18 protein-coding genes and 2 tRNA genes are annotated in these 25,286 nt (G+C 51.4%); 5 read left to right on the top strand and 15 right to left on the bottom strand.

Translation table 11 applies throughout. The features are described from left to right. Positions 1–445: 445 nt before the first annotated feature. Positions 446–2,929 (top strand): AAA family ATPase, encoded by a 2,484-nt coding sequence (locus FHS77_RS05850; protein ID WP_184221229.1) that lies wholly within the window; start codon positions 446–448, stop codon positions 2,927–2,929. Positions 2,930–4,356: 1,427 nt separating this feature from the next. Beyond that, on the top strand, positions 4,357–4,713 hold the full coding sequence (locus FHS77_RS05845) for a hypothetical protein (protein ID WP_184221227.1): 357 nt from the start codon (positions 4,357–4,359) through the stop codon (positions 4,711–4,713). Between the two features lie 32 nt (positions 4,714–4,745). Here the strand turns inward: FHS77_RS05845 and FHS77_RS05840 are convergent, their stop codons facing one another. The 6 genes from FHS77_RS05840 to FHS77_RS05815 all read right to left on the bottom strand — a co-directional run bounded on the left by FHS77_RS05840 (position 4,746) and on the right by FHS77_RS05815 (position 9,118). Beyond that, complete coding sequence (locus FHS77_RS05840; RefSeq protein ID WP_184221225.1) at positions 4,746–5,261, bottom strand: hypothetical protein; 516 nt, start codon at positions 5,259–5,261, stop codon at positions 4,746–4,748. Positions 5,262–5,446: 185 nt separating this feature from the next. Further along, a complete protein-coding gene (locus FHS77_RS05835) occupies positions 5,447–6,301 on the bottom strand; it encodes a terminase large subunit domain-containing protein (RefSeq protein WP_184221223.1) in 855 nt (284 codons plus the stop codon). Further along, positions 6,291–6,698, bottom strand: coding sequence for a hypothetical protein (locus tag FHS77_RS05830; RefSeq protein WP_184221221.1), 408 nt, complete (start codon positions 6,696–6,698; stop codon positions 6,291–6,293). The genes FHS77_RS05835 and FHS77_RS05830 overlap by 11 nt, the downstream gene beginning before the upstream one ends. A 521-nt stretch (positions 6,699–7,219) precedes the next feature. Further along, positions 7,220–7,296 (bottom strand) — tRNA-Arg (locus FHS77_RS05825). Positions 7,297–7,343: 47 nt separating this feature from the next. Continuing rightward, a tRNA-Arg gene (locus FHS77_RS05820) sits at positions 7,344–7,420 on the bottom strand. A gap of 177 nt (positions 7,421–7,597) precedes the next feature. Next, entirely contained in the window at positions 7,598–9,118 is a 1,521-nt protein-coding gene (locus tag FHS77_RS05815) for a sensor histidine kinase (protein ID WP_184221219.1), read from the bottom strand. Positions 9,119–9,414: 296 nt separating this feature from the next. Between FHS77_RS05815 and FHS77_RS05810 the strand changes: the two genes are divergently transcribed. Continuing rightward, positions 9,415–10,545, top strand: coding sequence for an efflux RND transporter periplasmic adaptor subunit (locus FHS77_RS05810; protein WP_184221217.1), 1,131 nt, complete (start codon positions 9,415–9,417; stop codon positions 10,543–10,545). An 11-nt stretch (positions 10,546–10,556) separates the two neighbouring features. Next, a complete protein-coding gene (locus FHS77_RS05805; protein WP_184221215.1) occupies positions 10,557–13,703 on the top strand; it encodes an efflux RND transporter permease subunit in 3,147 nt (1,048 codons plus the stop codon). A 78-nt stretch (positions 13,704–13,781) separates the two neighbouring features. On the opposite strand, the gene FHS77_RS05800 is transcribed toward FHS77_RS05805, so the two are convergent. The 6 genes from FHS77_RS05800 to FHS77_RS05775 all read right to left on the bottom strand — a co-directional run bounded on the left by FHS77_RS05800 (position 13,782) and on the right by FHS77_RS05775 (position 20,338). After that, positions 13,782–14,789: an ABC transporter substrate-binding protein gene (locus FHS77_RS05800; RefSeq protein WP_184221213.1), complete on the bottom strand. Its 1,008-nt coding sequence runs from the start codon at positions 14,787–14,789 to the stop codon at positions 13,782–13,784. A gap of 63 nt (positions 14,790–14,852) precedes the next feature. Beyond that, complete coding sequence (locus tag FHS77_RS05795) at positions 14,853–15,713, bottom strand: ABC transporter permease (protein WP_184221211.1); 861 nt, start codon at positions 15,711–15,713, stop codon at positions 14,853–14,855. Beyond that, positions 15,710–16,639 (bottom strand): ABC transporter permease, encoded by a 930-nt coding sequence (locus FHS77_RS05790; RefSeq protein WP_246431238.1) that lies wholly within the window; start codon positions 16,637–16,639, stop codon positions 15,710–15,712. Before FHS77_RS05790 ends, FHS77_RS05795 begins: the two co-directional genes overlap by 4 nt. Next, the gene (locus FHS77_RS05785; protein WP_210307040.1) at positions 16,636–17,538 is read right to left on the bottom strand and encodes an ABC transporter ATP-binding protein; all 903 of its coding nucleotides are present in this window, start codon (positions 17,536–17,538) and stop codon (positions 16,636–16,638) included. The genes FHS77_RS05790 and FHS77_RS05785 overlap by 4 nt, the downstream gene beginning before the upstream one ends. 3 nt (positions 17,539–17,541) lie before the next feature. After that, the gene (hydA, locus tag FHS77_RS05780; protein ID WP_184221209.1) at positions 17,542–18,999 is read right to left on the bottom strand and encodes a dihydropyrimidinase; all 1,458 of its coding nucleotides are present in this window, start codon (positions 18,997–18,999) and stop codon (positions 17,542–17,544) included. 91 nt (positions 19,000–19,090) lie between these two features. Next, positions 19,091–20,338, bottom strand: a complete 1,248-nt coding sequence (locus tag FHS77_RS05775) for a Zn-dependent hydrolase (RefSeq protein ID WP_184221207.1) — start codon at positions 20,336–20,338, stop codon at positions 19,091–19,093. Between the two features lie 360 nt (positions 20,339–20,698). On the opposite strand from FHS77_RS05775, the gene FHS77_RS05770 reads away from it, so the two are divergent. Then, complete coding sequence (locus FHS77_RS05770; RefSeq protein ID WP_184221205.1) at positions 20,699–21,379, top strand: TetR family transcriptional regulator C-terminal domain-containing protein; 681 nt, start codon at positions 20,699–20,701, stop codon at positions 21,377–21,379. 172 nt (positions 21,380–21,551) lie between these two features. Here the strand turns inward: FHS77_RS05770 and preA are convergent, their stop codons facing one another. From preA to FHS77_RS05755, 3 genes are all read right to left on the bottom strand, one after another. Then, the gene (preA, locus tag FHS77_RS05765; RefSeq protein ID WP_184221203.1) at positions 21,552–22,862 is read right to left on the bottom strand and encodes an NAD-dependent dihydropyrimidine dehydrogenase subunit PreA; all 1,311 of its coding nucleotides are present in this window, start codon (positions 22,860–22,862) and stop codon (positions 21,552–21,554) included. 79 nt (positions 22,863–22,941) lie between these two features. Further along, positions 22,942–24,429, bottom strand: a complete 1,488-nt coding sequence (locus FHS77_RS05760; protein ID WP_184221201.1) for an NAD(P)-dependent oxidoreductase — start codon at positions 24,427–24,429, stop codon at positions 22,942–22,944. 273 nt (positions 24,430–24,702) lie between these two features. Then, positions 24,703–25,164, bottom strand: a complete 462-nt coding sequence (locus FHS77_RS05755; protein ID WP_184221200.1) for an SRPBCC family protein — start codon at positions 25,162–25,164, stop codon at positions 24,703–24,705. Between the last annotated feature and the right edge of the window lie 122 nt (positions 25,165–25,286).

The raw sequence follows: 25,286 nt of genomic DNA, 5'->3' as shown, positions 1-25,286 counted from the left end.
TTTAGCCATGAATTGGTTTACGATACATTTTGATCATCGTTTGAAAGATCACTTGTAAAAGAAGCGGCAACTTACACAAAATAATAAACAGTCTCGCTTGGCTCGGTATCTCCCTTCCCAGCTTGCAGCGCTTGCGCTCCAATGGCACCGGTCCGCGCTTCGTCAGGTTGAGCGAGCGCCGCCTCGCTTACCGCCGCGCGGATGTGGAGGACTGGCTTATAACACGTACACGGGACCGCATAGACGATGATGTGGGTACGCACGCCTCCTTCGCTCCCGAACTTCGGCCCGTAGCTTAACGCAAAACGCCCGCCTGATGGTGGGCGGGCGCTGCGGTCGGATGTGTTGTTACGTTGCTTGTGTGAGATCAAGCTTCAAAATTGTTGCAACATAACATCCCCTGCAATGTACCGCTACCACCGGGCCTCTAATTTGAGGCAGTGATATGACCTTCGATAACAAGATTGGGGGCGGATCGCCCGAAGTAATGACGATGCCTCCCGGCTCGCATGAAGCGGTCCCGTCGCACGATAAAGGGATGGCGCGACGATTCCTCGAAATTCTCGACCCGAACGCCGTCGAGTTCACGTTCCTGTTAATTGCGGAAGGCAGGATGGGGGCTTCACAATCTGTACATGGCACGCTTGACGAAGTGTGGCCGTTTGTCGAGCGGAATAATGTGCCCGGTCGCGGCATGGGCGTATTCGTAACCATCAACGAGACCGATGGTAGCGGCAGGCGAAAGAAGGGGAATATCGTTCGTGCGAGGAGCCTCTGGGTTGATGCTGATGACAGGATGGCGGTTGAACGTTGCGTGGCTGCCATCCGAGCGAGCGGCGCAACCCCTACGGCTATCGTCAAGTCGAGTGACGACAAGGCGCATTTCTACTGGGTTATGGATGATCTGTCGTTGGCGGATTTTGACCGCTGGCAACCAGTGCTCATCGCTAAGCTCGACACCGACAGAAGTCCGAAAGACCCGGCCCGCGTCATGCGTTTGCCAGGCAGCCTTCATCTCAAAGACCCCAGTAAGCCCTGCTTCGTCAAGATGATCGGGAAGGCTTCCGGACCTCGCTGGGCTATGGAGTTTTTTTTAGACCTGATGCAACTCGACAAAACTGATACCGCCAATCTGACCATTGGGCGCAACCTGTCACCAGTATTCGAAATGCAGGGACCAGTTCATTCGAAGTTACTCGGGTTTGATTTAGCAGCGAATGATGATCTGTCGGCGGGCGTGGAAACAAGGGGTTGGTTTGCACGCTTGCCGCTCGACAAACAGAACGAATGTCTGCGTGAGATGCTGGCAACTTGCCGTGCAATCGCCAACGGTGGTCGGGATGAGTGGTTGCGGATTATGATGGCGGCCCACTCATCGGAAGCGCCGGCAGCTGAAGAAATTACGCTTCAATGGTGCAAGACAGGTGGTAATAAGTTCACCGGTGACACGGACTTTCAGAGAGACTGGAATTCGTTCGGCGGGAGGGGCAACGGGATCACGGTGGGTACTCTTATTAAGGCGGCGGAGGGCCGCGGCTTTGATGCTGCCCCTTGGAAATCAATGGCAGGCATCACCAAACTATCAGCACCGGTCGCGCCTCATTTACTTGCGGTGCCGCCCCCCTTTTCTTCGACGGCTGTCGTCTTCAGCAACATCCCGCATCGCCAATGGCTATATGGAACTGATCTGGTGCGTGGCGAAATTACGTTGCTTGCCTCTCCGGGCGGCATCGGAAAATCGTCTCTTGCCATTGGCATAGCTGTTTCGACGGCGACAGGGCGTCCCCTACTTGGTGACGCAATCTTTGGCCGTGAACTGAAAGCTCTCTACGTCAACGGCGAAGATAGCCGCACAGAGATGCTTCGGCGCATCCAATCGTTTTGCTTGGCGCACGGGCTGACTGAGCACGACTTGAGTCGATTGCATCTTTTGGGGGCAGGCGACGGGGCGGTGCAGTCACTCTCCTTTCTCCGCAGCGACAAAGGTGCTTCAATCGTTGATCTGACGGGCTTTGTCAAACTTAGGGCACTGCTCTCATCGATCCAGCCGGATGTCGTCATTCTCGATCCCCTCGTTGTATTCTGCGGCGGGGGCAATCTGAATGACAATGCCGCTATGTCTGGTGTTCTTCGTTCCCTCAAGCAGATTGCGAACGAGTACGATTGCGCAATCCTTGTCATCCATCACACCAAGAAGGGTGCCGACCTTGGCAGCGCCGAAGCAATTGGTGGAGCATCTGCAATCGTTAACCTTGCCCGCCGAGCGCTTATGGCGGTGGCAATGAGCGATGATGAGGCGAGGAAACTTGGCGTCCTTCCTTCACAGCGCGGCGCGTACTTTCGGACGGTAGCCTCAAAATCCAACCTTTCGCCGCGTATCGACGAGACGCCATGGTACGAATTGACTAGCGTTGAGCTTCCTAACCCTGAACCGCCGACATATCCAAATGGAGATCGGGTACAAGCGGTCCGCCGCGCACAGCTTTCTTCGCTTGCGAGCTTGTCACTTGCCCCCGACCATCAAGCCATCCAGCGGGCAATTCTCGACGCCGTGGCTCAAGGGAAAATGGTTGACGGTCAAACCGTCCCGTACAGCCCGAGCGTTGCTGGTGCTAACAATGGGAGGTCGTTGCTTGAAGATGCATTAGCGGTCGCAACGAAAACCACTGCTGTGGCTGGTCAGCAGTGGAAGCCGGAAGACCTACAAGCGATTGTCGAGCAAAACATCAAGGTCATGAAGGGTAAGGGGTGGTTAAGGGTGGAGACCATTGCTTCCGGGCCGGCGCGACGGGGAAAGGGGCTGCACGTCAATTGGCAGCTTACGCCGTGGGCGAGGGAACATTGCAAAGCGTCTAAAGTTACGAACTCCGTATCGGATGATGCCGCCAAATTTGATTTAAATGCCTCGCCGGGAGCTTCGGGCAAATGACGGAAAGACGGCAGATGGTAAATTGGCGGTTAATAGTTGGTCAATTGCGGTTAATTGCCCAAAAGGGTGTGGTGGTTAATTTCTCCCCTTTAGGGGAGGTAATTAACAGCCCCCAACGTTAATGACTAACGCCCGTCTAAAGGCATGATGGCAGCGTTGTGCCGTGCGAACCTCATCGTTGACGATTACCTCGAAGGTAATTGTCAACACTTGGCTCTCTGTTTGTAATTCAATAAGAGCATAAGAATTTTATAAGGGATTGATTTTGTTATGGGGTTACATACTACTCTCCAAGCACCGTGGGTGGTGCCAACTATACCATCGTGCGAAAACACTATCGTGCCGCGTCATTCGGATTGTTGGTTTGATATTGTGCCTGCTGCGGGAAGTTTTTTCGTTATCGACGGTGTGACTGCGGATGCTATTGCTGAGCACGCACAGCAGGAATTGTGGAGGCTCGAGTGTAACGGAGCTAAACGAGACGGCCAACCGATCGTACGTAAAAACTCCGACCGGTCGATAAAGTGGTCGCCCTACAATAAGCTTACTCGCAATCATATGGCACTTGTACCGAGACCAGCCTGTGGGGATGCGCTCATCGCCCATAACCTCGATCAGGGATGGGTGATAGAGCGCAGGCTGGCAAACGATGGGCACAAGCCTACCTTCCTTACGTACCTACCGAGTGGTTGCCATGTTTTAGTTCACAAGGCTAAAAATGCGAAAATACTCGCTCATGCCTGCTACCCCAATCCGCCTGAGGGGCTGAAGCCAGTTCTCGATTGGGTGGGCTAGCCATTCTTTGCTACGTTGCCCATGAGATATTTGGGGCCATGAGTGTTTAATGGATCAAAGCTTATAAGTTGAGGTGAAACGATATGACACGCTATGATGGAACTCAATAGGGGTCGTTTCTCGGCGTTGTATATAGTATCGGTGGATACAGATATCCGACAGAAAATATATTTGGGGGTGTTAATTGAAGTTCCTTAGACGCTCAATCTTATTGTTTTTGATGCTAGTAACAAGCGCAGTCGCGCTTCATTCTGCCCATGCGATGACATATGAGGCGTGGTCGGAGCGGCCTGTAAAGGAGAAGATTATTTATACGATGGGCGTGTTCCATACTGCAGGTGTATACCTACAGGCTTTAGGGGGGGATAAATTATGGAACGAATGCATAGGCCGCATGGATTTTAATGAAGATAAATTATTTAATGACATTAAAAAATTTATTAAGGGCAGGCAGGACTTGATAACGTTAAATCCGGCAGCGGTTATCGTATTATACATCAATAATACATGTGGGTTCTTGCCTGATGGTATCCCGGTAAATCGCTAATTATCACTTGGGGTTGGCCGAATCACATCTACTTGCTATAGAACGAGTTGCCTTAGCCGCAGTATTCCAAACGGGGGAATTAACGTTGTTCGAAAACAAACTTGGCCTACGGTTTTTGGTCGTTCTCATTCCAGTCGCGGCAGCTATTTTTTACTTTTTGCCCTCTGGGACGGCATTAATCGTGGCGTACTGGCTGGCAAATCTTGGGCCCGCCATAGCAATTGGAGCCATTGTTGGTTGGTTGGCCTATAGCCGGAAAGTCTGGTTAATTACTACTGCTCTTCTGCTGTCGCTTACAGTTTCGGTCGCAATCTATGCGCGAGATTTGTTTGACGAAGGTAGTCGTTATGCTGTTCCTATTCTGGCAGTTATCACTATGAGCATCTTCTGTTTTGGCAGCAACGCTTGGTCGAGCTTTAAAGGGCGCAATGCTGATAGATAGCGTTTTCTTGGGGAGCAGATTGAATGGGGTGATCAAGTCCACGCCTGTGCCGAGAATCGCTTCTCACGGACTTGCCGATTCCGCTCTGGCCGACCGCATCGACGGCAGCCGAAGACGCACAAGCCAAGCGCCATCGCAAGATCATCATGCTTTCCCGCAGGCGCGGAATACGCGACAGACCCGGACCTTCTAACCACTCGCTCTATAGCCATCAATTCATCGCGCAGTATCCCCCAGTCGCCTGTTCTACCGATGCGCAGGCTACCATTGTCTAATTCCGCTGAAATTGTCTCGACAAGTTCGGCCTTGGATAAGGACCAACGCGGTATAGCGGCACGAACTCCGCCCAGCGACACAGGCATGGGCACGGGAGCGTTGGCGTGTGTGTCGGCACCGGTGATGATCGCTGCAACCATATGGTTTGCAGGATTGCGGCCAAGGCGGGCGGCCAAGAGGGCAGCGAAAGCAGAATTATTGGAAAGGTCGGTAATGATCCGGGCATTGTACGTATGCGCAACCTCGATCGCGAGGTCGGCAACTTCGTTCATAGGTGTGCCAAGGGGTAGTTGCCGTGTATCTATGATGCCTATTGCAGATTGCGCCTGCGGCCATACGGCTCCCACAACCAGCGCCGAATGATCTGCCGCAAAGCCGAGGTCAAGCCCGATAGTAAAACTGTTTCCGGCAGTTCGGGACCATGTGCTGGGATCGGTTGGATTATAGGTTATGCTCTTCACTCCTCAGCAAACACTTTGGTATTGAAAACAGCGCGACGAACGAAAATAGGATCATCATCCTGTTCGTCGGGCTCCGGTCCCACCACACCGCCGAACGCTGCCATTATTGCATCAGACGAAAAGAATCGACTTTCCAGCGCGTCAAACTGGTTCATGTATTCGCGAGCGAAGACCGTTGCTGGCATGGCGCGACGTTCACGCTCGATATCTTCGGGCGCGATGTGAGAGCATTCATCAATGCTGGCCTCGATCTTGGTCCAGTCGTGCTCGTCACCATCAGACCAAACGCGATAAAAGAAGCCGTCTTTGGTCCATGCAGTCGAAAGAAGTATAAGTCGCGCGCTGCGGGCATAGCGGATCAGCATCGGCCGGGCGGCGTCGTAAAGCCTGTCATCCACGCGAGCCGCCTCATCGATCACGAGATCGCCGCCAGAAATGGTCAGCCCTCGAATGCCGGCATCGTCCTGTCCCGGTAGAGCTAAACAACGCGAGCCGTTTTCAATTTCGATACCGAAGGTGTTATCGACCGCAAGTTTCTGCCCGGCCTTGAGTAAATTCTCTCGTAGCCGGCGGACAAATTCGGCAGACTGCTTTTGCGTCGGTGCGAGCACCAGCGATGTCGAACCCGGTGAGCGATAAATCATGGTGTGGGCGACAGCGACAGAGCCGCCTGTTGTCTTGCCGGCCTGCCGATGCACTAAGCAGATGACGCGTGCACCTGCCGGCGCACTCACTTGTTTTATTTGCCATTCATCCAGCCGAGTATTGAGAGCCCGCAACGCCCATGTCGCAGGGCTTAGCCTGTAGAGCGCCTCGCGAGCGACTTGTCGGGTGAACGCATCACTCATCATCCACGAGCCTCTCCAACTGGATGATTTGCTGGTGCGATGGTTCCGGACCGATAGCGGCAATGACGGCTTCGACGGCAGCGTTGATGTTGACCGATACATCGACCGTTACCTGTGAGGTAACTGGTCTGTCATGACCAGCAATCCGGGCAAGGCTATCAAGCGATTGCCGGAGCGCGTTCATTCCTTGTATAGCGACGGCAAGCGAGCCTGCCGCCTGCGCTTGCTTGACGATATCGTCGATGCGTTGCCGCAGGTCACCATAGGCATCGCCAAGCTCCTCTCGGCTCGGCAGCGTGGCGAGTGCGACTGTGGCCCGGCTGGCTGTTTTCGTGATCGTTGGACCAGATACGATCCCAGCGCAGTTTGCCTTGTGCCGGCCGAGACTTACCGGAGACAATCCGTAGTCCAGCGCAACTCGCTTTATAGGCTCACCCGCCGCTAGACGCTTGTCTATCGCGGGCCGATGAATATGCTGACATGTGCTGCAAGGTCTCGCCATTCCGTAATGTTATACCATATTACAACCGAAACAAACCATTATATACGAAATAGCGGTTTCCAACCGCTGCGAGTCACTAATAGGAGGATGGGTGCCGGGGCCTTGGGCAGGTGGGGCCGGGGGGCTCTTCAAGTCCGAGCCTTCGGACCATCGAGGGCTCGGTATGCCTGCTCTTTGGGGCAGGACAGGCATCATTGGAGTTTGCTTGTCTCCACTAAGGGGGGCGCACCTCGCAGGATCAAGCGGCGATGGGGCTGAGCGTGGAGGGTGCGATGGTCAAGCTGAACAGCCAGAATCAAGGGTTCGCTATGCGCGGGCGATTGACACGCTCCGTGCTTCCATATGGCTTCCGACATGAGGAAGCATGGAAGCATCTTCTTTTCAGATGTTGAATAGCATAGTAATTTCAATGAGATAAATGGCGCACCCGAAAGGATTCGAACCTCTGACCCCCAGATTCGTAGTCTGGTGCTCTATCCAGCTGAGCTACGGGCGCAACATTTAAAAAGGAAAGATAATCTTACCTTCATAATTTTAAGTGAATGGCGCGCCCGAAAGGATTCGAACCTCTGACCCCCAGATTCGTAGTCTGGTGCTCTATCCAGCTGAGCTACGGGCGCTTTTCACTTAAAGCGACTTTTCAAAGAGAAATTATCATTATCTCTCGTTGAAGAGTGCTTGCGGTTGGTAATCCGTATCGAATTTAAATGCAAGCACCTAAATGAAAAAAATGCACATAACTGATAAAATATTGAAATTAGTCAGGTTTCTTATGCCTTAGCTTGTGTGGATAGATACTAAACAGCTTCAACGGGTAAAATAATTCTGAAATGCGCACCGGGTTGGCTCTCCTCACAATAGAGAATCTCTCCGCCATTGGCGCGAACCAGATCCTGCACAATCACCAAGCCCAATCCTGTGCCGTCATTGCGGGTGGAGCCACGGAAAGCAGTGAAAAGATTTTCTTTTGCTTTAGGCGAAAGGCCGGGGCCGTTGTCACGAACATCAATGAAGATTTGATTGCCGGTTGTGGTCGCCTCTACGATGATGAGCTTTTTGAACTCGTCATCATCAATTTGATCCGGCATGGATTGCAGTGCCTGCAACGCATTGCGGCAAAGATTGGTGAGAATGCGGAAAAGCTGCTCGTCATCAATGGTCAGAATAAAATCTTCCGGCACAGCATTAATAAAGCTGATATTATGCAATTGATCGATATTGATGATATCTTCCACATCCTGCACAATTGTATGCAAGACAGTACGGCGCGGATTGGAAGGCGCTTCTTTGGTACGTCCATAGGCCACCACACTTCCAGAATAGCTGATGGCACGGCTTAACGTGCGGATAAGACGTGGTGCAAAACGCTTGACTGCCGGATCTTTCACCTCTGCCAGACTGTCAGACATTAATTGTGCGGATGCCAGAATATTGCGCATGTCGTGGTTGATTTTGGAAACAGCCATGCCAAGATCGGCCAGATGTTTGCGCTCGGTATAGGTCTGCTGCAAATTGGTTTGCATCAAGGCCAGTTGCTGCTGGGCAATGCCGAGCTCATCCTGACGCTGCTCGGGCTGAATGATGCGGCTCGGATCGTCCGGTTTTTCGGCAAAGCTGATCATATCGCGATGCATGCGGATCACAGGGCGCAGCAGCATTTCATGGATGATGAGATAAATGAAACCGGCTGCCATGATAGAAATCAGTAAAGAGATGATCGCCACATAACGGGCATAAACCAGCAATGCATTGCGTAAAGGCTGACTGGAAATAACAATTTCCAGTGTCTTGTCGGTGTTCGGGATGATGCTGGTGACGCGGATATTGCGCTCGGTAGAATCAAAAAGTGTGGCAAAAGCATCCCAGATAGCTTGCGATTCACTGGTCTGGCGCGGATTCACATTGGCATTAACGATGAAAGGTTCTGCGCTGGTAGCAAGCACAGAGGTGTGACTGTTTGATGTAATGCTGATAAATTTACTATTGGTAGCGTAAAGGATTTTGTCTTGAGCATCGCGTGAGCGAAGCGTATTTTTTTCATCCTCCAAAACAAGTGCCACAGGCGCAACCGTATCAAGCAGATTGGTCAGCCACCGCATACGCATGCTGGCAGTGGAGGGAATGAAAATCAGTACCTGAGCCACTAGAACCGCAAGCATCGTCAGTAGCAAAAACTTATTGCTCAGACGTTGAAAAAATGAAGGTCGTTTAATTTTGACAGCAGGCCGGCTTGCAGGCGCTTCTGTTTGCTGCGCCGATTGGCTCAAATCTGGCTGGTCGCTCAAGGTCTGATGCGTGTGCGCTGGTTCTGAAGCCATGCCGAACTTTCATATTCACAAATTTATAAGCAGGTTGCGGTGTTAAGACCGCCAGAGGATCGTTTGTAACAAGGCGAGAGCCTCAGGCATTAGGACAAGATGATTTTGGCAAGAATATGCTTCTTTTATATATAAGTCATATTTTTGCACTTAACATATGCTCATATCCGGGGTGACACTTTGTTTCGCATTACAGAAGTTTAATTGGACTAGCTGTTTTCAGCGTGCATTTTGTAGAGACTATTGATTGTGCGCCGTTTTAGACGGCTATTTTGCATTTTACGCCGGGGTTATAAATGAAATTGTGGAAGCAGCTAACCATTTGCCTGCTGATTATTATTGCCGCTGGGGCAGGCTGGTTTGTGTATAAAAACAAACAGGCCGGCACAGATACCGCCCCTGCTGCTGCAAATGCGCAAGGTTCAGGCTCCCGTCAAGGCGGCTCTGGTGGAGGTCAACGTGGCGCAACATTGGTTGTTACCGAACCGGCGCGCAGTGACATTGTTAATGGTCGTTTGGAAGCAATTGGTTCGCTTCGTGCATTTCAAACTGTTTCTGTCACACCTTACACGAGCGGCACATTGATGAAGCTGAAAGTGAAGGCCGGCGAGGTTTTGAAAGCCGGTGATGTGATCGCCGAACTGGATGCGGAAAGCGAAGAAATTATTCTGGCAAAGGCCAAAACGGTTCTGAAAGATTTGGAAAATACGTTGGAGCGCATTGTGCGCTTGCGTAAAACCAATACGGCAACACAGGTGCAGGAAGTGACCGCTGAACTGGCTGTCGCCAATGCACGCTTGACCGTGCAGGATGCAGAACTGGCGCTTTCGCGTCGCACCGTTAAAGCGCCGATTGCCGGTACGGTCGGCATTTTGCCGGTGGATGCGGGCAATTATGTCACGGCGCAAACAGTGCTGGCACGTCTTGATGATACATCCAAAGTGCTGATTGATATTTATGTGCCGGAGCGTTTTGTGCCGCAAATTAAAACGGGGCAGAAAATTCAGGCAGAATCCACCGCTTTGCCGGGGCAGACCTATAACGGACATATTATCGAGGTGGATAATATGCTGGATGAAGCAAGCCGCACCATGCGTGTGCGCGGCATGTTTGAAAATCCCCGCAACCAGCTTTTGGCAGGTATGTCCTTTACCACCACCATGCTTTTTCCGGGCGATGAATATGCCTCAGTCAGCCCCCTTTCCATTCAGTGGGGCGCGGAAGGTGCTTATGTCTGGCGTGTGCGCGATGATAAGGCCGAGCAAGTGCCGGTTACAATCGTGCAGCGCAATTCGGCCAGCGTTTTGGTCAATGGTGCCATCAATGTCGGCGATGTGATTGTTACCGAAGGCGTGCAGGCATTGCGTAATGGCATGCAGGTGAGAATTAAAAATGCAGCCGCCAACAAAGCGCCAAAAGCAGACTGAGGGGAAAAGTCTTGAGTGAATTAAAATCCTCCTCAGGTCAAAACGGCAATAATGGCGGGCTCACAGCTCTGTTTATCCGTCGTCCGGTTTCGGCGCTGGTGCTTAATATTTTGATTATTGTGGCTGGTCTTGCAGCTTTTTCCGGCATTGATATTCGTGAATTGCCGGATGTGGATCGCCCTGTTGTGACGATTAGCACCGAGTTTCGTGGCGCTTCGGCTGAAACGATTGACCGCCAGCTGACACAGGTGATTGAAAATGCGGTTGCACGTGTTTCCGGCGTAAAGGCCATTACATCGAACTCTTCATTTGGCCGCAGCCGTGTGACTGTTGAATTTAATGATGGCGTTGATCTCAATGTAGCCGCAGCTGATATGCGCGATGCGATTTCGCGTATTGTCAATTCGTTGCCCGATGAAGCCGATGCTTCGCGTATTATTAAAGCTGATGCCAATGCTGATGCGGTGATGCGTTTGGCGGTCACCTCCGACACCATGTCAATTGATGACATGACCGTGTTGGTAGATGACCAGATCACCGATGTATTGTCTGCTGTGCCGGGTGTGGCCGATGTGCAGATTAATGGTGATCGCGACAAGATTTTCCGCATTGATATTCATCAGGGACGTTTGGCAAGTTATGGCTTAACCATCGCCGATATTACCAAAGCGCTGTCATCAATGGCGCTTGATGCACCAGCCGGTTCTTTGCGCAGCACTGATCAGTCAATTGTTGTGCGTGCCACTGCCAATGTGACGACACCGGAAGGCTTTGAAAATATCAGCCTGAACGATCGCACCAAATTGCGCGATGTGGCAACGGTCACTTTGGGGCCGGACATTATCACCTCCGAAGTGCGCTCTAATGGTAAAACCGCCATTGGCCTTGGTATTGTGCGCCAAGCTCAGTCCAATACGCTGGATATTTCTGAAGGTGTGCGTGCGGCAGTGGAAGGCTTGAAGGAAACCTTGCCGGAAGGCATTGAAATCAGCGTCACCAGTGATGATGCGACCTTCATTAACGGTGCTATTCATGAAGTGATTTTAGCGTTGATTATTTCCGGTATCATTGTGGTGCTGGTGATTTTCGTTTTCTTGTGGGATTTGCGCGCCACCATTATTCCGGCGGTGTCTTTGCCGGTGGCTTTGATCGGCACGATTGCTGCGGTTTATCTGGCGGGATTTTCTATCAATATTATCACGCTTCTGGCGCTGGTGCTGGCCACGGGGCTTGTGGTTGATGATGCGATTGTGGTGCTGGAAAATATCGTGCGCCGCCGCAATATGGGGCTCGGGCCGCGCGCTGCCGCCGTGCTTGGTACAAGGGAAGTGTTTTTTGCAGTCATTGCCACTACGCTGACTTTGATTGCTGTCTTTGTGCCGATTTCCTTCTTGCCGGGGCAGGCGGGCGGTCTTTTCCGCGAGTTTGGTTTTGTTCTGGCTATTGCAGTTCTGCTTTCAGGGGTTGTGGCGCTCACCCTTTGCCCGATGCTGGCCTCGCGCTTTTTAAAGCAAGGCAATGATGCGGAGGAACATGAAAAAGCACCTGGTATGATACGCAAAACCGGCGCTGCTTTAAGTAATCTTTATCGTATTTCTTTGCGCTTTTGTCTCAATGCGCCGCTTGCAATCGTCCTGATTGCGGTCATTTTTGCGGGCTTCAGCTATATCGGTTATACGCAAATCCGTCAGGAGTTGACGCCGAGCGAAGATCGCTCTGCTGCGATGCTGCGCGTGAGCGGGCCGCAGGGTATCAGTGTTGATTTCTTGCGTGAGCAGATGGACAAAGTGGAAGTGGCACTGCGCCCGTTGCGGGAGAGCGGAGAAATTCTCACCACTTATGCAATTTCTGGCAGCTTTGGTTCATCCAATAGCGGTTTTGTGGTGCTGACCTTGGCACCATGGGATAAGCGCAGTCGCAGCCAGCAGGAGATTATGGCCGATGCCAATGCACGTATGCGTGGCATAACGGGTGCACGTATTTTCTCCATGCAGCCAAACAGTCTTGGTATTCGTGGTGCCGGTAGTGGTTTGCAATTTGCAATTCTCGGTAATGATTATGAGAAATTGCAGCAATCAGCACAGGCGATTGTACGTGAATTGGAAAAAGATCCGCGCTTTGACAAGCCACGTCTGTCGGTTGAGCCGACACAGCCGCAATTGTCGATTACCATCAATCGCGAGCGCGCTTCTGATTTGGGTATCGATATTACTGGTCTGGCTAATGCGGTGCAGGCAATGCTGGATGGTCGTAAAATCGGTTCGGTTTATGTGGGGGATCGCAGTTTTGACGTAAAGCTCCTTTCCACCACCCATCCGGTGGATGATCCGACCGATCTGGAAAATATCTTCCTGAAAACATCGGATGGCCGTTATGTGCCGATGGCCTCGATTGTCGATATTGAAGAAAAAGCTGTGCCGCCGCAATTGAACCGTGAAGAACGGATGCGTTCGGTTTCTATCACAACCGGTTTGCGTGATGATTTTGCCCTTGGCAATGCTTATCAGACAGCGTTGACGGTTGCAGAGCCTTTGCTGCCTGCCGGTTCACACATTATTCCGTTGGCGGAAGCAAGCACGCTTGATGAAACCTCGCAAGGGCTGATGATGGTTTTCGGTTTTGCAATCATCATCATTCTTTTGGTGTTGGCGGCGCAGTTTGAAAGCTTCATCAGTGCGGTGATTGTGATGGCTACCGTGCCGTTGGGGTTAGGTTGTGCGGTGGTGGCGATGCTGCTGACAGGCACCAATCTTAATGTGTATAGCCAGATCGGTTTGGTGCTACTGGTCGGCATCATGGCGAAAAACGGTATTTTGATCGTTGAATTTGCCGATCAGTTGCGTGACCGTGGCTATCAATTGCGTGAGGCAATTGAGGAGGCTTCCAATATTCGCCTGCGTCCTGTTTGCATGACCATGATTTGTGGTGTGTTAGGCGGTGTGCCGCTTGTAATGGCATCAGGTGCCGGTGCAGAAGCCCGTATCTCGCTTGGCTGGGTGATTGTGGGTGGTCTTGGCCTTGCAACCTTTGCAACGCTTTTTGTAACACCGGTTGCCTATTTATTGCTTGGTCGTTTTGTAAAGCCAAAAGCGCATGAGGCCGCCCGTCTTGATGATGAGTTGCATCATGCAGCCATGGCTGAGCAAAAAGGCGAATAAGCTATCAACAAACGGACAAATAAAAACAGCGGCGGATGAAACTATCCGCCGCTGTTTTGTTTTTAACGTGATGAGCGCTTAAAGCTCTTTCATCGCGTCGGTCACTTTGGATGTCCATGCACCTTCAGGACGTTTGGTAATGACCGGATCCGACGTGCCGCCAAGCAATGTATCGACAGTACGTTCTGCGGCAGCGGTATCAAGAGTACCGGTATCATCCAGAAGCTTGCCGATTTCCGCAATCATGCGCTCTTGTACTTCTACAGTTTGCGCACCGGATGAGTCATTTTCTACAATGATTTCACCCGCTTCTTTCGGGTTTTCGGCAGCATATTTCCAGCCCTTCATCGAAGCGCGGACAAAGCGGGCAAGCTTGTTGACCATAGCCGGATCTTCAAGGCTCTTTTCCAGCACATAAAGGCCGTCTTCCAGCGTCGCCACGCCTTGCTCTTCATACGGGAAGACAACCAGCTGGTCGGCCGGAATACCGGCATCAATCACCTGCCAATATTCATTATAGCTCATGGTGGAAATGCAATCGGCCTGTTTTTGAATGAGCGGATCAACGTTGAAGCCCTGTTTGAGCACCACAACGCCATCTTTACCGCCTTCTGTCGGAATTTTCAGATGGCTCATCCATGACAGAAACGGATATTCATTGCCGCCGAACCAGACACCCAATGTACGGCCGCGGAAATCTTCCGGCTTTGTAATATTGGTGTCTTTACGGCAGGTTAGCATCATGCCCGATTTTTTATAAGGCTGAGCAATATTGACAAGCGGCACGCCTTTTTCACGGGTTGCCAAAGCTGATGGCAGCCAATCCACCACCACATCTGCGCCACCGCCGGCAATTACCTGCGGCGGAGCCACATCGGGGCCGCCCGGTTTGATTTCCACGTCGAGGCCTTCTTCTTCATAGAAGCCTTTATCTTTAGCGACATAGTAGCCGGCGAACTGTCCCTGCGTTACCCATTTGAGCTGTAAGGTCAGCTTGTCAGCAGCTAATGCCGAACCAGCTATCAAAGATAAGGCAAAACCGGTTGCTCCCACAGCGCCCAGCGTCTTTAAAAGTATTTTTTTCATTTTTAGTTCTCCTCTGGTTGCGGCTCCGCCTTATGATTGGCGGATGCCGTTTTTTGTCATGCTTCAGCCTCTCCTGTAAGAAGAATGCCAGAAGGTCACACGTCGCTCGAGCAATGCCAGCAGTCCGTAAGAAATCGAACCGGCAAGTGCTGCGACGAATATTTCCGCCCATACCATATCAACATTCATTCTCCCGATTTCTGCTGATATGCGGAAACCCATACCGACGACAGGTGTGCCGAAAAACTCGGCCACAATCGCGCCGATCAGGGCGAGGGTGGAATTGATTTTCAAAGCATTGAAAATAAAAGGCATGGCTGCGGGCAAGCGAAGCTTGAACAAGGATTGCCAATATGATGAGCCATATGAATGCATCATATCCCGTTCCATGGAGCCTGCGGCGGCAAGCCCTGCCACTGTGTTAACCAGCATCGGAAAGAAGGTCATGATGATCACAACTGCTGCTTTCGATTGCCAGTCAAATCCGAACCACATCACCATTATGGGGGCAACGCCGACAATAGGCAATGCCGCCACCAGATTGCCGACCGGCAAAAGACCTTTGCGTAAGAAAGGTACGCGATCAACTAAGATGGCGGTGATGAAACCCGCACCACAGCCCATCGCATAGCCGGCAATCACCGCCTTAAGATAGGTTTGGCGGAAGTCTGCCCACAGGATCGGTACTGAATTGCTGATCCGTTCCCAGATCATCGAAGGGGCTGGCAGTAACACAGCGGGGATTTCAAATCCTTTGACCGTTGCTTCCCAGAAAACCAGCATCCAGATGCCAAAAAGCGTTGGCACGGCAATGTCGAGCAAGCGCTGACCTTGGCGTGACGACGAGCGCAGGCTGGCCAGCCATTTGACCGAAAACCATGAAACGATAATCAGAAAGAGTAAAAAGAGTAGTGGTTTGATCATGCCGCTGCCCTTTCCGGCTTAATGCCCATTCGCTTGTTGACATAATGAGCGGCAATACCAACAAGCGCGACCAGAGCCGCCGCCATGATAGCTGCCACCACCAATGCTGCCCAGATTTGTACGGTTTGCCCGTAATAAGAACCTGCCAGTAAACGTGCGCCCAGTCCTGCTACTGCACCGGTTGGCAATTCACCGACAATGGCACCGACAAGGCTGATCGCCACAGCAATTTGCATAGAGGTGAAAAGATAGGGCAGGGCTGTCGGCCAGCGCAATTTCCAAAATACTTGTGTATTGGAGGCATTATAAGTGCGCATCAAATCCGTATGCATAACATCCGGTGATCTTAAACCTTTGACCATGCCGACAGCGACAGGGAAGAAGGAAAGATAGGTGGAAATGATGGCTTTTGGAAGTAAGCCGGATATGCCGATGGCATTGAGTACAACAATAATCATCGGCGCGATGGCCAGAATAGGAATGGTCTGCGAGGTGATAATCCACGGCATCAGGCTTTTATCCAGCGTGCGCGAATGGACAATGCCAACTGCCAGCAAAATGCCAAGCAGGGAGCCAAAAATAAAGCCTAAAAGTGTTGAGGAAAGCGTCACCCAGCCATGATAGACAAGGCTGCGCTTGGAGCTTGGTTTAACTTCAAAAACTGTTTTCCAGACCTCCGCTGCCACTTGGTGCGGAGTGGGTAATACAGGACGCGCTTGGTTCATGGTGTTTTTAATCACCGTGGAGGTGCTGATCTCAACACCGGCTCGCTCGGCCTGATCCCGTTCAAAAGGCGCATTCAAAAAGGCCGCCATTATGTACCAGATGAGGACAATGGCGGCCAACACGACGAGGACAGGGAAAAAACGATCCCTGAAATAATTTGATCCGAAGATCTTTGAGGTGAGAGGTGGTTTACTGCTCAAGAGTGCACCTCATCATAAGAATGGCCCAGCCGCAAACCTTCACGAACCTGATGGGCAATTTTTAAGAAAGCCTCGGATTCTCTGATTTCCAGCGGGCGGTCAGGCCCTAAATCGCAATCAATAATTTCATGAATACGACCCGGTCGCGGGCTCATCACGACGATTTTTGTCGACAGAAATACCGCTTCCGGAATGGAGTGGGTGACAAAAATGACGGTTTTCTTAGTCGCCGCCCAAAGTTTCAGCAATTGTTCGTTGAGATGGTCACGTACAATTTCGTCCAACGCGCCAAAAGGCTCGTCCATCAATAGCATATCAGGATCAAAAGACAGGGCTCTGGCAATAGAGGCACGCTGTTGCATGCCTCCTGATAATTGCCACGGATATTTTTTGCCAAAGCCGGAAAGATTGACCAGATCAAGATTTTTTCTGATCCTCTCTTTCTTTTCTGCCGAGCTGAATTTCATCACCTCCAGCGGCAGGGAGATATTATCCTCGATCGTGCGCCATGGAAAAAGGGCGGCAGCCTGAAAAACATAGCCGTAGCTGCGTTTCAAGCGTGCCTGTTCCGGTGTCATGCCGTTGACGGAAATCGTGCCGGCACTTGGTTTTTCAAGATCGGCCACGGCACGCATCAGTGTGGTTTTTCCGCATCCCGAAGGGCCGATGAAAGATACAAACTCACCGCGGTTAACATGAAGATTAATGTCGGAGAGAGCCTGAACAGGCCCGTCATTTGTTTCAAAAACCAGTGAGAGATTTTTAATATCAATGACGCATTCCCCGTTTTGGGGGGCGCCGTTGATATGGCTGCTTGTTTGTGCTCCCGCGGGAGCTGATTGATAATTTGTCATCATGATCGCTTCCCGAAGCTGTGCATCAGATTGCGGTCTGTTCATGGCTCAGACCCCATATGGCATATGTTCTGGTTTCCGCTCGACCTTGCGTGGAGCAACTACCTCTTTCCAGGTGGAAAGAGCTTTATTGATACCTGCATTAGGTTCGCGCTCGATGAAGCGGCCATCACCCGGCTCCGCCAGTACTTTGCCCTGATCGAAAGCGACTTTACCGCGGGAAAGCACAGTGCGCGGCAGGCCGGTCAGTTCCATGCCTTCAAAGACGTTGTAATCAATGGAGGAATGCTGTGTTTTGGCCGAAATGGTCTTCTTCGCTTTCGGATCCCAGATGATGAGGTCAGCGTCTGATCCTTCCAGAACAGCACCTTTTTGCGGATACATATTGAGGATTTTCGCAATATTGGTGGAGGTGACAGCCACAAATTCATTGGGTGTCAGGCGGCCGGTGACAACACCTTTTGTCCAAAGCACCGGTAAACGCTCTTCGAGGCCGCCGGTACCGTTTGGAATTTTGGTGAAATCATCAATGCCTGTGCGTTTCTGTTCGCTGGTAAAGGCACAGTGGTCGGTTGCCACACATTGCAAGCTACCGGCAGAAAGACCAGCCCACAGGCTGTCCTGATTGAGTTTGTCACGGAATGGCGGTGACATGACGCGCCGCGCTGCATAATCCCAATCCTGATTGAAATATTCACTTTCATCCAGTGTCAGATGCTGAATAAGCGGTTCACCGAAAACACGCATACCTTTCTGGCGCGCTCGGCGAATGGCCTCATGGGCTTGTTCGCAGGAGGTATGCACCACATAGAGCGGCACACCGGCCTGATCGGCAATCATGATGGCGCGGTTGGTGGCTTCGCCTTCAATTTCCGGCGGGCGTGAGAAGGCGTGGGCTTCCGGGCCGTTATTGCCCTCAGCCAGCAATTTTTGCTGCAATTGTGCAACGACGTCACCGTTTTCCGCATGAACAAATGCCGTGGCACCAAGCTCAGCACAGCGCTGGAATGAGGCAAACATTTCATCATCATTGACCATCAATGCGCCTTTGTAGGCCATAAAATGTTTGAATGAATTAATGCCGCGATTGACCACTTCCGGCATTTCGTTGAATGCGCGCTCGCTCCAGCCGGTAATTGCCATGTGGAAAGAATAATCGGTACGGGATTTGCCGGATTTCTGGAACCACTCTTGCAATGCTTCCAGCAAATTGCCTTCAGGTCCGGGCAAAACAAAATCGATGACCATTGTCGTGCCGCCTGCAAGGGCTGCGGCAGTGCCGGTATCAAAATCATCGGATGAATAAGTGCCCATAAACGGCATTTGCAGATGGGTATGCGGATCAATACCGCCCGGCATGATGTAACAGCCCTTGGCATCAATGGTCTGGTCGCCGGAAAGATTAGTGCCGATTTTTACGATTTTTTCGCCATCGATGAGAACATCCGCATCATATGTGCGGTCAGCAGTAATGATAGTACCGCCTTTAATCACCTTGGTTGCCATTGTTCGTTCCCCTTTTTGGTTTTGTTGCGAACAGTTGCAGAAATAACTTGTGCTGAAGCGGGGCTTTCGCCCCGATCATGTTATGGTGCAATCACTCACAAATCTGTGCCGTTTCCAGAACGGCATGCAAAAGCACATCGGCTCCGGCACCCGCCCATTCTTTGGAAATGGATTCATCTTCATTATGGCTTAAGCCGTCGACACACGGGCACATGATCATGGCTGTCGGTGCCACGCGATTGACCCAGCAGGCATCGTGTCCTGCACCCGAAATTATATTCATGTGACTGTAGCCAAGCCGCTCGGCTGCATTGCGCACGGCGGTCACACAAGTTTCGTCAAAAGTGACCGGATCAAAATGGCCGATCGCTTCGATTTGCACCTGAATGCCAAGTCCAGCGGCAATTTTTGGCGCTTCTGCTTCAAATTTTGCCTTCATGCCATCCAGCACTTTGCGGTCAGGTGAGCGGAAATCAACCGTAAAGACGATCTGACCGGGAAGGACATTGCGCGAATTTGGTGTCACATCAATATGACCGACCCCGCCAACCGCCGCCGGCTGATGCTCCATGGCAATATCATTGACGAGTTGCAGCAATTTACCCAAGCCAAGGCTGGCATTTTTGCGCATTGGCATTGGTGTGGAACCGGTATGGGCTTCCTTGCCGGTCACTGTGACTTGCAGCCACCACAACCCCTGACCATGGGTGACAACGCCGATATCTTTATGCTCTGCCTCCAGAATTGGCCCTTGTTCGATATGGAGTTCAAACATGGCATGGATCTTGCGTTTGCCGACCGGCTCATCACCCAGCCAGCCAATGCGTTTTAATTCATCGCCAAACTTTTTGCCTTTGGCATCAACGCGTTCATAGGCCCAATCCTGATCCAGCTCTCCGGCAAAAACACCGGATGCAAGCATTGCAGGGGCAAAGCGCGTGCCTTCTTCATTGGTCCAGTTGGTGACAATAATCGGATGTTTGGTTTTAATTTTCAGATCATTAAGCGTGCGGACAACTTCCAGTCCGCCAAGCACGCCCAGAACACCATCAAAATTACCGCCTGTCGGCTGGGTGTCGAGATGGCTGCCCATATAGACGGGATCGGCATCCGGGTCCGTGCCGGGGCGTAAGAAAAACATATTACCCATGGTATCGACAGTCATGGTCATGCCTGCTGCTTCACACCATGATTGGAAAAGTTTGCGCCCTTCCGCATCTTCATCGGTTAAAGTCTGGCGGTTGTTGCCGCCACGCAGTCCGGGGCCAATTTTGGCCATCTCCATCAAACTATCCCACAAGCGATCGGTGTTGATCTTGAGATTGCTGTTAAGCGCCATGAGAGAGCTGCCTTTCTGTTACATGCGATTAATAAACCTGATCAAAAATATAGTGCGAGCCGGAATGCGTCTGAAAGTTCCGAAGAACATGACGTGCAGATACAGCTTCCCTTTTCACGCGCCTGTTCATACAGGTGATGCGTGTTATAAAGACGGGCAGGCTTGTCGCATATGACATGCTGGCTCCCCCTTGCCGCGGTTTAAACACCGCTCTATTGTTCCCGTTACCAGTCGCTCTATTGGCGGCAATATTTTGTACTTGCGTAAAAACTTGACTACTTGGTAAAAATACAGGCTAGAAGAGGCATCGATGGCGGTCAAGCGCTTTCGAAATTTTCTCTGTCCAGCAGAAGGTGTCAAATGGCCACAGCCGCCCCCACTGCTGCCCGTAAAGGCGCAAGGCGTAAAAAAAGCGATACTCCTGAAAGCGAAACGCGCATTCAGAGTATCAACCGGCGCATCATTCTGGATGCCGCACTGGACGTGTTTTCGGCCTTTGGTTTCAGGGGCTCGACGCTGGATCAGATCGCTGAAAAAGCGGGCATGTCGAAGCCCAATCTTTTGTATTATTTCCCGCGTAAACAGCATATATATGTGAATGTTTTGGAAGATACGCTGGTGGAGTGGTTGCGCCCTTTCGAGGAAATTGATCCTGAGGGCGACCCGCTGGAAGAGCTGAAAAAATATATTGTCCGCAAACTGGAAATGTCGGAAAGCAAGCCGGAAGCATCGCGTCTTTTCGCTAATGAAATTATGCATGGCGCGCCTGCTATCGGCACATTTTTGAAAACCCATCTGCGTGAATTGGTGGATGGCAAAGCTCAGGTGATCAAGCGTTGGATTGCTGAAAAACGAATAGCGCCTGTTGATCCTTATCATTTGATTTTCACCATTTGGGCAATGACACAGCATTATTCCGATTTTGACGTGCAGGTTCGCGCTATTATGGGCGAAAAAGCTGACACTGCTTCCTTCCGTGCAGAAACCGCAGAGGCTGTCGTCGGCATTGTTCTCAACGGTATCAAGCCGCGTTCTTTATGATTTTTTTGCCGTTCTCCAAGCTGTCATTGCAAGCCTTGCAACAGGCTAAGGTTTAAGGCTCTGGCTTGCTCAAAGGATTGCCGGCACAATCAAAACATGGCTTTAATGACACCTATATGCAGGGCATGATGTTTTACCACCATGCCCTGCCGGTCTTCGGGGGGGGGGAGTTTTACTCTGCCGCTTCCGTTGTTGCCATCGGATTGTTCGGATGGGTTGTCCAGTTGGCATAGTTCGGATCGATCGGCGCTTTTGTGCGCGGATCAAAGCCACTGATCGGCTCCATCGTGATACAATCATTGACCGGGCAGACATTGACGCAGAGATTGCAGCCAACGCATTCCTCATCAATCACTTCAAAGTGACGGGCACCGTCTACCAGTGAGGTAATCGCCTGATGCGATGTATCTTCACAAGCAGCAAAGCAGCGGCCACATTTGATGCAAAGATCCTGATTGATCTTGGCTTTGGTGACATAGTTGAGGTTGAGATAGCGCCAATCGGTAACATTCGGCACAGCACGACCACGGAAATCATCCAGTGTTTCAAAGCCCTTGCTGTCCATCCAGTCAGACAGGCCATCGATCATTTCCTGAACGATTTTGAAACCATAGGTCATAGCAGCGGTACAAACCTGCACAGTGCCGCAACCAAGTGAGATGAATTCAGCTGCATCGCGCCATGTCGATACGCCGCCAATGCCGGAAATCGGGCGACCGGCGGTTTCCGGATCACGGGCAATCTCCGCCACCATATTGAGCGCAATCGGCTTGACCGCAGGGCCGCAATAGCCGCCGTGGGAACCGCGCCCGTCAATGGTTGGTTCAGGTGCAAAACTGTCAAGATTAACACTGGTGATCGAGTTGATCGTGTTGATCAGTGACACAGCATCCGTGCCATTGGCAAAAGCATTGCGCGCCGGATAACGGATGTCGGTGATGTTGGGTGTGAGTTTGGTGATCACCGGCATTCGCGTATATTGCTTACACCACTTCACCACCATGCCGACATATTCCGGCACCTGACCAACAGCCGCACCCATGCCGCGCTCGCTCATGCCGTGCGGACAGCCGAAGTTCAGCTCAATACCGTCTGCGCCGGTTTCTTCCACCAGTGGCAGAATGGCTTTCCATGCTTCTTCCTCACATGGCACCATGATGGAGGCAATGAGGGCACGATCCGGCCAGCGGCGCTTGATTTCCTTCATCTCGCGTAAGTTGATTTCCAGCGAGCGATCGGTAATCAATTCGATATTGTTCAAGCCGATGAGGCGGCGGTCGGCACTATAGATCGCGCCATAACGCGGGCCGTTGACGTTAACAACCGGCGGGCCTTCAGAGCCCAGAGTTTTCCATACAACGCCGCCCCAGCCTGCCTTGAATGCACGCTCTACGTTATAGGCTTTATCGGTTGGCGGGGCAGAAGCCAGCCAAAACGGATTGGGTGACTTGATCCCGAGAAAATTGGTGGAAAGGTCAGCCATTGTCGAAATTCCCCTAATACGACTTGCCGGTTTTCAGCGGCTCTTGCGGCCGCTTTTAAAAACCTTGGATGAAAGAAAATCAGCGTGCCCACTCGATTGGTGCAGGCCCTTGAATATTACGCTGGCCGTTATTGGCGCCGCCCTGAGCGGAAAGCACCGCATCGGCAAAGCCAGCAACTGCATCAGGCAGGTTCATCAAGGCACGATGAATGGATTCAGCTGCAACTTTACCGTCTTCAACCGATGCAACGGTGAGGTCTTCGCCGCCTTCGACGCAGTCGCCGCCAGCCCAGATACTTTCAACGGATGTGCGTCTGTGCTCATCCACTTTGATACGGCCTTTGGCGAGCGCCACGCCGGTTTTACCCAGTGGTTCGGCCAGGAAGTTCTGTCCGATTGCTTTGAAAACCTGATCGGCTTTAAGCGTGATGGTTTCGCCGGTGCCGGTGAGTTTGCCATCTTTTTGGGTAGTATATTCCAGCACCATATGGCTGACAGTACCATCCGCATTGCGGGTCAGGCTTGAAGGCTGTACCCAATGGCGGATATTGACCCCATGAACCTGCGCCAATTCCTGCTCATAGGCACTGGCATTCATATGTTCCTGACCACGGCGATAGGCGATGGTGACATTTTCAGCGCCCAAAAGCTTGATCTGGATTGCAATATCAATGGCGGTCATCCCACCACCAATCACTACGACATTGCGTCCGACCGGAAGTTTGGAGAGGTCTTTGGCTTGGCGAAGCTGGCCGATATAATCAACCGCATCCATCACATTGGATGCATCTTCGCCGTCAAGTCCCAAACCATTGACACCAGGCAAACCCATGCCAAGGAAAGTGGCATCATAGCCGGATTTCAGGGAATCAAGCGAAATATCGCGGCCTAAAGCTTTATTATAATTGATGTTGATGCCACCGATTTTCAGCACGAATTCCAGTTCGCGGGCAGCAAAATCATCAACAGTTTTATAGGCGGCAATACCATATTCATTGAGGCCGCCGCCTTTCGGGCGGGCTTCAAAAATGCTGACTTCATGACCATGCATGGCAAGGCGGTGTGCAGCGGAAAGACCGGCAGGGCCAGCACCGACAACGGCAATGCTTTTGCCGGTGGAAGCTGCACGTTTGAACGGATGTTTGCCGTCTTCCATCAGCTCATCGGTGGCAAAACGCTGGAGAAGGCCGATTTTAACCGGCTTGCCTTCGGCGGTTTCACGCACACAGGCTTCTTCGCACAAGGTTTCGGTTGGGCAAACGCGGGCGCACATGCCGCCGAGAATATTCTCGGAAAGAATGGTTTTCGCCGCACCTTTTGGATTTTCAGCCGAGATTTGGCGAATAAAGAGCGGAATATCGATGCTGGTCGGGCATGCAGTCATGCACGGAGCATCATGGCAAAAATAGCACCGATCCGCCTCTACAATCGCTTCATGATGTGTGAGTGGCGGATGCAGATCATCAAAGACATCTGCATAGGCAGACATGTCTAACCGCGCCGATTTGATGTCGGGCTGGTTTGGCGAGTTTTCTGCTCGAATAGATGTATTATCTGCTGATCCCATCAGATCGCATCTCCCATTTTTAAGTTCAGGCGGCGCCGTTCCTTTTTGAACGCCGGCTTTCTATGTGCGGGTGGCGGTTATTCCGCCTTGTCCCTTCAGGTTTAGCTTCTCCCGAAGCTTTAAGCTTTCTGAGATGGGAGAATGCTTATTCTGATAATCAGCATGACAGATTTTTTCAGAAGGTCAAATTTTTTATCAATTGGTCAATTATTGACACAAAATGACCCGTCCATACTTTTTATGGGCAAAAATTGCGGGTACTGTTTTTGAGAATTACTGGTCTGATTTTTCGGCCTGTGCCGCAGCCGCAGCGCCGATATTGGCAAAAAAACGATCGGCAATTTTTCGTGCGGCTGATCCTAAAATACGGGTGCCGATCTGGGCAATTTTCCCACCGGCATCCCCTTGAATTTCATAGGATAAAATTGTCTCATTGCCATCTTGCGTGAGGCGCACATCGGCTGCCCCTTCAGCAAAACCGGCAAGCGTTCCTTCGCCTTTTCCTGAGATGGTGTAAGAGTGCGGCGGCACCATGTTGGAGAGTTCCAAAAGCCCGTGAAAGCCGACTTTCATGACCCCAAAACTCACCTTTATGCCAGCTCTGATTTGATGCTCATTGATTCGCTCCAAATTGTCGCAGCCCGGAATACAAGCCTTCAGCGTTTCAATATCATTGAGTGCATTCCACACCGCTTCACGAGGGGCGGTAATACGCTCTTCACCGGTCAGATCCATAATATCTCCACTTTTGCTATTCAGACTTCATATTATAAGTATTAAACTCGGTTATAAATGTAGCCGATGGCGATTGATTACCAGCTGTAACGGGTGTTTTTGTGTTTCTTTTGAAATGATTA

It is taken from the genome of Paenochrobactrum gallinarii (genome assembly GCF_014205685.1).
Taxonomy (GTDB): Bacteria; Pseudomonadota; Alphaproteobacteria; order Rhizobiales; family Rhizobiaceae; genus Paenochrobactrum; species Paenochrobactrum gallinarii.
This window is presented reverse-complemented; position numbering and strand designations above follow the sequence as displayed.

Bases quoted from the DNA above. Each gene is read 5' to 3' on its own strand.
- FHS77_RS05770 (WP_184221205.1), top strand. From the start codon at position 20,699: ATGGCCACAGCCGCCCCCACTGCTGCCCGTAAAGGCGCAAGGCGTAAA.
- FHS77_RS05835 (WP_184221223.1), bottom strand. From the start codon at position 6,301: ATGATGAGTGATGCGTTCACCCGACAAGTCGCTCGCGAGGCGCTCTAC.
- FHS77_RS05840 (WP_184221225.1), bottom strand. From the start codon at position 5,261: ATGAACGAAGTTGCCGACCTCGCGATCGAGGTTGCGCATACGTACAAT.
- FHS77_RS05785 (WP_210307040.1), bottom strand. From the start codon at position 17,538: ATGAACAGACCGCAATCTGATGCACAGCTTCGGGAAGCGATCATGATG.
- FHS77_RS05815 (WP_184221219.1), bottom strand. From the start codon at position 9,118: ATGGCTTCAGAACCAGCGCACACGCATCAGACCTTGAGCGACCAGCCA.
- FHS77_RS05850 (WP_184221229.1), top strand. From the start codon at position 446: ATGACCTTCGATAACAAGATTGGGGGCGGATCGCCCGAAGTAATGACG.
- FHS77_RS05795 (WP_184221211.1), bottom strand. From the start codon at position 15,713: ATGATCAAACCACTACTCTTTTTACTCTTTCTGATTATCGTTTCATGG.
- hydA (WP_184221209.1), bottom strand. From the start codon at position 18,999: ATGGCAACCAAGGTGATTAAAGGCGGTACTATCATTACTGCTGACCGC.
- FHS77_RS05760 (WP_184221201.1), bottom strand. From the start codon at position 24,429: ATGGGATCAGCAGATAATACATCTATTCGAGCAGAAAACTCGCCAAAC.
- FHS77_RS05800 (WP_184221213.1), bottom strand. From the start codon at position 14,789: ATGAAAAAAATACTTTTAAAGACGCTGGGCGCTGTGGGAGCAACCGGT.
- preA (WP_184221203.1), bottom strand. From the start codon at position 22,862: ATGGCTGACCTTTCCACCAATTTTCTCGGGATCAAGTCACCCAATCCG.
- FHS77_RS05775 (WP_184221207.1), bottom strand. From the start codon at position 20,338: ATGGCGCTTAACAGCAATCTCAAGATCAACACCGATCGCTTGTGGGAT.
- FHS77_RS05755 (WP_184221200.1), bottom strand. From the start codon at position 25,164: ATGGATCTGACCGGTGAAGAGCGTATTACCGCCCCTCGTGAAGCGGTG.
- FHS77_RS05810 (WP_184221217.1), top strand. From the start codon at position 9,415: ATGAAATTGTGGAAGCAGCTAACCATTTGCCTGCTGATTATTATTGCC.